Origin of the sequence: Parafrankia sp. EUN1f, from assembly GCF_000177675.1 — a bacterium.
Classification (GTDB): Bacteria; Actinomycetota; Actinomycetes; order Frankiales; family Frankiaceae; genus Parafrankia.
On the sequence record NZ_ADGX01000233.1, the window covers coordinates 1 to 9,761 of the forward strand.

Sequence of the window (9,761 nt, forward strand, 5' to 3'; positions counted from 1 at the left end):
TGGCTGGCCCTGCGCACGCCCAACCGGGCGAGGCGGATCCGCCGAACGAGGCGGCGCTCCGGCCTGACCGGGCGGCGCCTGCTGAGAAGAACGTGGCGGCACGCGGCCAGCCGGCGCGGACGGACCCGCGGCGGGGCGCGCCGACCCGGCCAGAGCAGCTCCGCCCGCAGGGGCCGCGGAGGCCGCAGGGGCACCAGTTCCGGACGCGGCGTGAGTTCCAGGCGGCGCGGCGGGGCCGGCGGGGCGCGGCGGGGTACCGCCCCGCGTCTGCCCGCGAGGCGGTGGAAGCACACCGGGCCTGGTGGGCGCCACCGGGCGACCGGCCGCGGAGGTGGCTCCCGGACCGACCCTGCTGCCGCCCGATGCTCCCGAGGAACCCGGCGCTCCCCCGCCAGCCGGCGCTCCCGAGGAACCCGGCGCTTTGGAGCCACCTGACGCAGCGGAGCCACCTGCGGCGCCCGCGGCAGCGGGGGCCGCAGGTGGGGCGGATCTCCCCGTCGGCGACCCAGATCCGGACGTCTTGCGCTCCGTGGCACCGCCCTGAGCCGCCCCGCTCTCACCGCCGCCGGTTCTGGTGGCCTCACCTTCCGGCGTGGCTCTGTTCGTTCGTGCGCTCCCGCCGGAGGGCGTGGGCCCGCCGGTGGAGGTGGGCCCGCCGGTCGATGCGGGTTCCGGCGGAGCGGCCGGGCTGGGACGGCCGGAACCGTCGTGGTCACCCGTCTCGGGGCCGGGCAGGGGCTGCTTCGCTCGGTCGCCCTGGTCGGCCATGCACTCACTCCTGACGCGCGGCGCTTCCATCCGGCTGTCCTCGCGGGTAACCGGAGAACCCGGGCGACGGTATCCGGCCTGTCCGGCCCGCCTGCAGGCGGGCCGGACAAAACCGCCCAATTACCCGGACACTCACCGCGGAGCCACCAGCCCACCCGACCCGGCCCGACAGCCACGGTAGACCGGCAGGCCCACTCAGGGCCATGACCGACGGACGCAGCGGAACGGTGGACGTGCCCGAGATCCACCGCCGCCGGCCTGAAGCTCGTGGCGTCCTCCGGGACTTCGGTGACCGGCACGAGCGGCAGGGCCGGCGGGACCGGCCGGCCCGGTCGGCGATCGAGGAGCACCAAGCCCTAACGGCCTGAAGTACAGGACCAATTACACAGAGCACCGCCATCAGGCCGGCGGTTACCATACCCGCACAGCACGCTCCGGATACGTGACGGACGTTCGGCCCGTACCGCCGGGCACCCGCCACCCTCGGAGGTCCCGCGCCGATTCCCGCCTTCGATCCGCGAGTGTCGCCCCGTCGAGAAGCGAGGAGTGAACACACAGACCGGGCAACCATGTGACGAAAGACACGTTGCCCTTCATTGTAGGCCGATATCGCCTCACCATCCGCAGAACAAAGATCCGACCAATTTCAGAATCCGGCGGCCAGCCGGTTACCCCGTCGGCGAAACTTCCGAAGTCCGACGGGGGCACTGTTCACGTTGCAGGGCCCACACCCGACGATTGGGAGGATTCCCGTGTCAACGTCAACCTCCGACACCGTCTCCGCCGACCTGACCCTGACCCGGAACTACGTCCGCGACGGAAAGGTGATGCAGATCGCGACGCTGGCGGAGAGCGGCGAGCCGGTTGTGTGCAACCTCTGGTACGCGAGTTCGTTCGATCCGGACCGGCTCCTGTTCATCTCCCGTCCCGATCGCGCGCACTGCCGGAACATCCGGGCCGACCGGCGGGTGGCCGGCGCCGTGCTCACCATCGAGCTCGACGGGCTGGGCCAGGAGGTCCAGGGGGTGAGCTTCGCGGGAACGGCGCGGCAGGTGCCGGACGAATCCGCGCCCGCGCTGCTCCCGATCTACCACGGGCGCTGGCCGGCAGGCAGTGAACTGGCCAACCGCGAGCTGATGAGGGCCGACGCCAACGCCCACCGGCTGTACGAGATCCAGATTCACCGCTGGATCCTGTTCGACGAGGTCAACCATCCGGACGACCCGCGGCGCGTCATCGAGCTCGCCACCACGATCTGACCCGCGCGCAGCCCCGGGCACCGGCCTTCCCGACCCGGTCCGCACCAGACCACGCGCTACCTGGCAGGTCCCATTCGCTGGACAGTTCTCGTCGTGCGCGCCGCCGAAGCTGCAGATCGCCGGACGCTCATCCCGCACCACCGGGCGGTGCGAGGCGGGCCCAGGCTCAGTCGCTGTCAGCACCGCCACGGCTGTCGCCACCACGATCGTGGTGGCGACAGCCGTGGCGGCACCGGTCGTACGGGTGGCCGTGGCGGTGGTCCGGCGCGGCCCCGGGCCGGACCACCGCCGGGCGGTCAGACCGCCTCACCGATCCGGTGCACCCGCATCGTGTTGGTCATACCGGCGACGCCGGGCGGGGTGCCCGCGACGACCACGACCAGCTCACCGGGCTGGAGATAGCCGTTCTTGCGCAGCGCCGTGTCCACCTGCCGAACCATCTCGTCCGTGCTGTCGGCGAATGGCACGATGATCGTCTCGACGCCCCACAGCAGCGACATCTGGTTGCGCACCGCGGGAAGCGGCGAGAAGGCCAGCACGGGGACCGAGCTGCGGTAGCGGATCAGCCGGCGAGCGGTGTCGCCGCTGAGGGTGTGGGCGACCAGGTACCGGGCGCCCACCGCCTCCCCGACACTGACCGCCGCCTGGGCGATGGCGCCGCCCAGTGTCCGCGGCTGCGTGCGCAGCGGTGGGATCCGGGCCAGGTCCGCCTCGGCGACCTCGATGATCCGCCCCATGGTGGCAGCGGCCTCGACTGGATACGAACCGACGCTCGTCTCGGCCGAGAGCATGATCGCGTCCGCGCCGTCGAGCACGGCGTTGGCGCAGTCACTCGCCTCCGCCCGGGTCGGGCGCGGGGCGCTGACCATGGATTCGAGCACCTGGGTGGCGACGATGACCGGCTTCGCCCGCTCGCGCGCCTGGCTGACGGCACGCTTCTGGACCAGCGGGACGTCCTCGAGTGGCAGCTCGACGCCCAGGTCACCGCGGGCGATCATGAGGCCGTCGAAGGCCTCGATGATGCCATCCAGCTCATCGACCGCCTGCGGCTTCTCGATCTTCGCCAGGACGGGGACCCTCAGGCCGACCTCGTCCATGATCGTCCGGACCGCCTGGTAGTCCTCGGCGGACCGGACGAACGACAACGCGATCATGTCAACGCCGAGCTCGAGGGCGAACCGCAGGTCGGAGGCGTCCTTCTCGGACAGCGCCGGGACGGTCAGCGCGGCACTCGGGATGTTCATGCCCTTGTGGTCGCTGACCTTGCCGCCGATCACGACGGTGGTCCGGACATCGGTGTCCTCGACACCGTCGATGCGCAGGTTGAGCCGACCGTCGTCGACGAGGATCGTGTCGCCGGCGGCGACGTCACGGGGCAGGCCGGTGTAGGTCGTGCCGACCTGCTCCTGATCTCCCAGGACGTCGCGGATCGTGACGGTGAAGTGCTGACCGGGCAGCAGGGTCACTCCACCGTCGGCGAACTTGCCGAGGCGGATCTTGGGCCCCTGCAGGTCCGCCAGGATGCCCACATTGCGGCCGGCGGCCTCGGCGGCGTCCCGAACCAGCTTGTAGGTGGAGGCGTGTTGCTCGTGCGTCCCATGCGAGAAGTTGAGCCTGGCAATGTCCATTCCGGCGTCTACGAGGGCCCGGACCATCTCAGGCGAGTTGGTGGCCGGGCCGAGGGTGCAAACTATCTTGGCTCTTCGTGGCACGGTCAAAGCCTAAGTAACGATGAGGCGTCATTGACCACTGGGGGCTGGTGACACACCTCGATCCGCCGCTTGGGCGCCCAATGGTCCCAAGAGGTTCTGTGACCGTTTCCCCGCCGTGCGTCCTGATACCTGGTGCACGCAACGGCACAACAGGCGTACCTTCGCATGGTCCGCCCGCAAGTGCACGCGACAGACAGTTACGGGAAAGCTGGCAACGGCGCCGAACGATCCCGGACGTCCAGCCCCAGCGGTGGGTAGCCGCTGACGAACCAACCTGGAGCCCGGTTATGACCAACAATCCCGCAATTCACCGACGCGCCTCCGGTGACATCGACATCGCCGTCCCGCACGACGGCCCGGAGCACACGGCCACCCCCCTGGGGTCCGGGCCGCTGAGCACCACGTCCGCGGCCGTGAGCGGCACGGCCACCATCGACGGCGCTGGTGACGTGCTCACCGTCCCGGCGGCCGCCTGAACCGCTGGGCCTGAGACCCTTCGCCCTGAGACCGCTGAGCCTGAGACCGCTCAGCCTGAGACCGGTGCCGTGCCCGCGGCGAACTGCGTGTGGTGGAGCTCGGCGTAGAGACCGCCGCCCGCGATCAGTTCGTCATGGGTGCCACTCTCGATGATCCGCCCGCGGTCGACCACCAGGATGCGGTCGGCCGCGCGGACGGTCGAGAGGCGGTGGGCGATGACCAGGGAGGTCCGTCCGACCAGCGCCGCGCTCAGCGCACGCTGGACGGCCGCCTCCGACTCGCTGTCGAGGTGCGCGGTGGCCTCGTCGAGCACGACGACCGAGGGGCCGGCGAGCAGCAGGCGCGCGATGGCGAGCCGCTGCTTCTCACCGCCCGACAGCCGGTAGCCACGATCACCGACGACCGTGTCCAGCCCGGCCGGCAGGGCCCGGACCGACTCGCCGACCTGCGCCGCGTCCAGGGCGTCCCACATCTGCTCCTCGCTGGCTTCCGGCCGCGCGAACAGCAGGTTCGCCCGGATGGAGTCGTGGAACAGATGCGCGTCCTGGGTGACGATGCCGATCCTGGCCCGCAGCGATCGCCCGGTGGCATCGCGGACGTCGGCACCACCCACCCGGACGATGCCCTCGGTGGCGTCGTAGATACGTCCGACAAGGTGGCTGATAGTTGTCTTGCCCGCGCCTGATGGGCCGACGAGCGCGACCAGCTCACCGGGGGCGACCCGAAACGTGATGCCGTGCAGCACCGGTTCGGGAACCTCGTCGTCGAGCGCCGTGGTCGCGGCCAGGGAGGCAAGCGACACCTCTCCCGGAGCCGGATAGCGGAAGCCGACCTGGTCGAACTCGACGGACAGTGGCCCTGCGGGCAGGTCGACGGCGTTCTCCGCGTCCTGGATGGCCGGGGGCAGGTCGAGGACCTCGAAGACCCGCTCGAAGGACACCAGCGCCGTCATCACGTCCACATGCACGTTGGAGAGCTGGGTCAGCGGGCCGTACAGGCGCGCCAGGTAGGCGGTCAGCGCGACGATCGTGCCGACCTCCAGGCCTCCCCGCGCCGCGAGGGTCCCGCCCACGCCATAGACGATCGCCGTCGCGAGCGAGGCCACCAACGTGAGGCAGACGAAGAAGATCCGCCCGTACATGGCCTTGGTGACGCCGATGTCACGGACCCGGCTCGCGCGCCGCCGGAAGGTCGCGGCCTCCCGGGCGGGATCGCCGTGAAGCTTCGTCAGCAGGGCGCCGCCGACGTTGAAGTGCTCCGTCATCATCGTGTTCATGTCCGCGTTCAGCCCGTAGCTCTCCCGGGTCAGCGCGGCCAGCCGGGGCGCGAGCGTCCGCGCCGGAACGACGAACACCGGCAGCAGCACGAGCGCGACCACCGTGATCTGCCAGGACAGGCTGAGCATCGCCGCGAGTACGAAGACCAACGACGCGGCGTTGGAGAGCACGGCGGAGAGTGTGTTCGTGAAGGCGGCCTGGGCCCCGAGAACGTCGTTGTTGAGCCTGGTGATCAACGCTCCCGTCTGGGTACGGGTGAAGAAGGCGAGCGGCTGGCGCTGCACGTGCTCGAAGACCGCGGACCGCAGCTCGTAGATCAGGCCCTCGCCGATACGCGCGCTGAACCAGCGCTGGGCCAGCGCGAGCAGCGCCTCGACGACCGCGAGGGCGGCGACGACGGCGGCGAGCGTCTGAACGACCTCGGCCCGGCCGGGTACGACACCGTCATCGATGATCGCCTTGAGCAGCAGCGGGGTGACCGCTCCGGTCGCCGCGCCGATCAGGATGAGGACGCCGAAGCCCGCGAGCTGCCGCCGATGTGGCCGGGCGAACCCGCCGATACGCCGTATGGTGCCGGGCCGCAGCCGGGTCCGGGCGACGGAGCGATCCCGCTGGTACGACCTCAGGACGGACCAGTTGTCGCCGACCGCTGTTCTCATCAGACCTCCGACGAATCCCGGCCGCGCATCCGGCTAGCCGGCATTCCCCGTTTCCGCGGCGAGCAGGCGGGCGAGAGCTGCCGTATCGGCATCCGCCTCGGCATCGTGGCGGGCGCCGGCCAGCAGCGCCTTCAGTTCCGTCGCGGCGTCGCGCGGCACCGCGAGCACGCGGTCGACCAGACGGCCGACCTCGGCATCGAGCCGATCGCCGGGCGCGACGACAGCCGCGAGACCGAGACCCGCGGCCTCGTGCGCTGACACAGGCTGCCCGGTCAGGCAGAGGTGCAGGGCGCGCGAGTAGCCGATCGAGCCCAGCAGGGCCCGGGCCACGCCCAGCGCGGGGACGCGGCCGTGACCGGAATCGGTGAGCTGCAGTGCCGAGTCCTGCGCCATCACCCGCAGGTCGCAGGCCAGTGCGAGGGCGAGGCCCACGCCTGAGACCCGGCCTGCGAGGACGGCCACGCTGACCCGGTCCGGGCGCTCCGACAGCCGGCGCACCACCCGCGACCAGCGGTCGAACGAGCGGTCGAAGCCGGAGCCGGCGGCGGGTCCGGAACCGGTCGGCGGTGCCGGCAGCTGCGGGAGTCGTGCAAGCCCGCGAACGACCACAACACGGATATCGCCCCGCAGATCGCGCAGAGCGTCGTCCATTGCCTCGGCCACGCCCGGAACGGAGGCACTGGCACCCGCTCCGCCCGGCGACTCGCTACTGACCGTAAGTGAGACACAGGGACCAGACGTGACCGTGACCAGCCTGGTCGCCGCCGCAGCAGACACGGCGGCGACAGGCACGCTCATGGTCAGGAGCTTTTCTTCTTGGTACCCCGAGTCGCGCCACCACGTCCGCGCAGCGTCGTGCCGGATTCAGACAGGATGCGGTGGACAAACCCGTACGAACGACCCGACGACTCCGCGAGCAGACGAATGCTCTGTCCGGACTCGTACTTCTTCCGAAGTTCGGCAGCGAGCTTGTCCCGCTCCGCCCCGGTGATCCGGGTTCCTTTCCTAAGCTCGGCCAATGTGGCCCCCTCCGTGTTCGATGATCTGCGAACCGATCTTCACCCAGCTTCGGTGTCCGCGCCACTCGAAGCCCGTGTGATCCATCACACGCGGTTGGGCAGTCGCCAGGTCAGGCTCGCACCAGTCCGTGCCAGGACGCGGACCATGCCCTCACCCGACGGCGAGGCCCCCTGACCTGCAAACCGACGTTCGACAACCGGATCCGTTACCTAATCCGTTGCCTGGACCGGACCAGGCCCGGGATCCCGGAGCCCTACCCGACACAGGCCGCCGAGCGACGTGCCCAACATCGTTACCGACAGTACATCCGCATTGGCTCACCCGCGCGGATCCACGGCCCGCAAAGACTGGTTACCGTGCATGCATGGTCAACGGCCGGCCGGCGCGGACGGCATCCCCACCGGAGCCTCCGATCTCCGGCTCACCCGCCGGAAACCGCGCGCAACACCCAGGCGCGGGCGCGGAGGGTGACCGGGGGGGCAGGCCCGAGCCCAAGCCCGAGAAGCGGGACCCCATGAGCATGACCGACCTCGATGCGCCGCAACGATCCGGTGGCGGTCACCTCGGGCGGCGCAGCTCCCTGGATCGACCGGTGATCCGGGCCCAGGCCGTCGACCTCGGGTTCTGGTGCGCCACCGCGGCCGCCGGCCTGCTGCTGGCCGCCCTCCTGCGCAGGGCCGACCTGCTCGAGGCGACGTCGTTCCCGCTGGTCTGGCGAACCCCCCGGCTGGGGCCGTCGGTGCTCCTGCCGGTGCTGGTGGCCAGCATCACCCTGGCCCTCGCCCGTCGGAGTACCCGCGTTCGCTGGCCCGTCCTGCTGCTTCTCGGCTTCGTCGGCTCCCTGCTCTGGAGCGTCGCGCTCGCCACCGCGGCCGGCCCCGACCTGTCCAGCGGCCTTCACCCACCGCCGGCCTACCTCGCTGTCGCGGACACCGTCGACGACGATCCACTCGCCTATCTGGCGCACTGGACGACCCCGTTCCTCGACGGGTCGCCGTCCACGGCCGCGGACGGCTCCGCCGGTGCCGCGGCGCCGGCGGCTGGCATGCCTGCGGCCGAGCAGGTGGCCAGGCAGCCGCCTGGGCCGGTGCTTCTGGTCTGGCTGCTGGGCCGGCTCGGACTCGGCGCCGCACCGGGCGGTGGCGGCGGCCTCGCGCTTGGGCTGGTCCTCACGGCGCTGGCCGCGGCCAGCGTGCCACTGATCGCGGTCGCGGTGCGCTCGCTGTGTCACGAGACGGCGGCCCGCCGGGCGGTACCCGTGCTGGTTCTGACACCGTGGGCATTGTGGGCCGCGGCCTCGCCGCGCGCGGTCACCGTCCTGCCCGCCGCGGCGGCGCTGGCCGTCGGCGTGGTGGGATGCGAGCCGGGCCGGCGCTGGCGACTGCTGTGGGCTCTGCTGTCCGGCCTGCTGCTGGGCATCACCAGCCTGTTCGACTACGGGGCCGTCTGGCTCGGCGTGGGCGTCGCGGCGGCGTACTTCGTCCGGCGCCGGCCGCTCATGAACGTCTTCACGGGGCTTGGTGCGCTGCTGCCCTTCTGGCTGTACTTCGCGTGGGGCTTCTCCTGGCCGGACGGCCTGGCCCAGGCCCGGGCGGACGTCGGCCTCGGCACGGCACTGGCCTGGCTGGCCCTGGACGCCGTCGTCGTGCTGCTCGCCGGCGGGCCGGTGGTGATCCGCGCCCTGCGCCGCATCCGGCTCACCCCGGGCTGGCCGTTTCTGGTCGGGGCCGGCGCGGCCGCGTTGTTCAGTCTCTGCGCGGGGCTCGCCTGGGGCGGGGTGGAGCAGACCTGGCTGCCACTGGCGCCCTGGCTTGCGGTCGCGGCGCTGGCTCCCCGGCCACGCCCGGACGGACCCGGTGACACCGTGCGCGCCGGTGATCTCCCGCTGCTGCTGATCGGCGCCGGCGCCCTCGGTGCCGTGGCTCTGCGGGTGCTCCTCAGCAGCGGCTGAGGCCGCGGGGGTCAGAGCGCCCGAGCGCCGGGCGCGCGGGCCATCTGAACGCCCGGACACCTGCGCTGAACACCGGAACACCGGAACACCGGGTGCCTGGGTCGGGTGCCAGGCGTCAGGCGCTGGCCTCCGGCGACGCGCCCACCCCGGACGCGGGGGGCTCGGCCGCCGGCTCCCGGGGGATGTCGGGCTCGAGGTAGACACGACGGGCGATGGGCACCACCGCCCGCAGACGGGCTTCGGCATCGTCGATAGCCGCGGCGACCTGGGCCGTCGTCAGGTCGGGGTCAAGCCCGATCTTGGCCGCGACCAACAGCTCGTCGGGGCCGAGGTGCAGCGTCCTCATGTGGATCACGGTGGTGACCGCGGGCGTGGCGGCGAGCGCGTGCCGGATCGCCTCCACTGTCTGCGGCGTGGCGGCCTCACCGACGAGCATGCCGTAGGTCTCCACCGCGACGATCACCGCGACGACCAGCAGCAGCACGCCGATGGCGACGGTGCCCGCAGCGTCCCAGAGCGGCTCGTCGAGCAGCAGCGTCAGGCCGACTCCGGCGAGCGCGAACACCAAGCCGCACAACGCGGCGAGATCCTCGAGCAGCACGACGGGCAGCTCGGGTGAGCGTGCCTCCCGGATGAAG

General features: G+C 71.7%; 8 protein-coding genes. 3 read left to right on the forward strand and 5 right to left on the reverse strand.

Features of this window, described 5'->3' with window-relative positions; all coding sequences use genetic code 11:
* The first annotated feature begins 1,520 nt into the window (after nucleotides 1–1,520).
* Nucleotides 1,521–2,027, forward strand: a complete 507-nt coding sequence (locus FREUN1FDRAFT_RS36015) for a pyridoxamine 5'-phosphate oxidase family protein (RefSeq protein ID WP_006545339.1) — start codon at nucleotides 1,521–1,523, stop codon at nucleotides 2,025–2,027.
* A gap of 296 nt (nucleotides 2,028–2,323) precedes the next feature.
* Here the strand turns inward: FREUN1FDRAFT_RS36015 and pyk are convergent, their stop codons facing one another.
* Complete coding sequence (pyk, locus tag FREUN1FDRAFT_RS36020; protein WP_035957247.1) at nucleotides 2,324–3,739, reverse strand: pyruvate kinase; 1,416 nt, start codon at nucleotides 3,737–3,739, stop codon at nucleotides 2,324–2,326.
* A 287-nt stretch (nucleotides 3,740–4,026) separates the two neighbouring features.
* On the opposite strand from pyk, the gene FREUN1FDRAFT_RS36025 reads away from it, so the two are divergent.
* The gene (locus FREUN1FDRAFT_RS36025) at nucleotides 4,027–4,215 is read left to right on the forward strand and encodes a hypothetical protein (RefSeq protein ID WP_006545341.1); all 189 of its coding nucleotides are present in this window, start codon (nucleotides 4,027–4,029) and stop codon (nucleotides 4,213–4,215) included.
* A gap of 50 nt (nucleotides 4,216–4,265) precedes the next feature.
* Here the strand turns inward: FREUN1FDRAFT_RS36025 and FREUN1FDRAFT_RS36030 are convergent, their stop codons facing one another.
* The 3 genes from FREUN1FDRAFT_RS36030 to FREUN1FDRAFT_RS42550 all read right to left on the reverse strand — a co-directional run bounded on the left by FREUN1FDRAFT_RS36030 (nucleotide 4,266) and on the right by FREUN1FDRAFT_RS42550 (nucleotide 7,171).
* Nucleotides 4,266–6,152 carry an ABC transporter ATP-binding protein gene (locus FREUN1FDRAFT_RS36030; protein WP_006545342.1) on the reverse strand — a complete coding sequence of 629 codons (1,887 nt, stop codon included), beginning with the start codon at nucleotides 6,150–6,152 and terminating at the stop codon, nucleotides 4,266–4,268.
* Between the two features lie 33 nt (nucleotides 6,153–6,185).
* Nucleotides 6,186–6,815, reverse strand: a complete 630-nt coding sequence (locus FREUN1FDRAFT_RS36035) for an enoyl-CoA hydratase/isomerase family protein (protein WP_232295580.1) — start codon at nucleotides 6,813–6,815, stop codon at nucleotides 6,186–6,188.
* Between the two features lie 137 nt (nucleotides 6,816–6,952).
* Nucleotides 6,953–7,171 (reverse strand): helix-turn-helix domain-containing protein, encoded by a 219-nt coding sequence (locus tag FREUN1FDRAFT_RS42550; protein ID WP_006545344.1) that lies wholly within the window; start codon nucleotides 7,169–7,171, stop codon nucleotides 6,953–6,955.
* Nucleotides 7,172–7,536: 365 nt separating this feature from the next.
* On the opposite strand from FREUN1FDRAFT_RS42550, the gene FREUN1FDRAFT_RS36045 reads away from it, so the two are divergent.
* Nucleotides 7,537–9,123: a hypothetical protein gene (locus FREUN1FDRAFT_RS36045; RefSeq protein ID WP_006545345.1), complete on the forward strand. Its 1,587-nt coding sequence runs from the start codon at nucleotides 7,537–7,539 to the stop codon at nucleotides 9,121–9,123.
* 115 nt (nucleotides 9,124–9,238) lie between these two features.
* On the opposite strand, the gene FREUN1FDRAFT_RS36050 is transcribed toward FREUN1FDRAFT_RS36045, so the two are convergent.
* On the reverse strand, nucleotides 9,239–9,761 hold a 523-nt coding region (locus tag FREUN1FDRAFT_RS36050; RefSeq protein WP_006545346.1), incomplete at its 5' end, for a cation diffusion facilitator family transporter.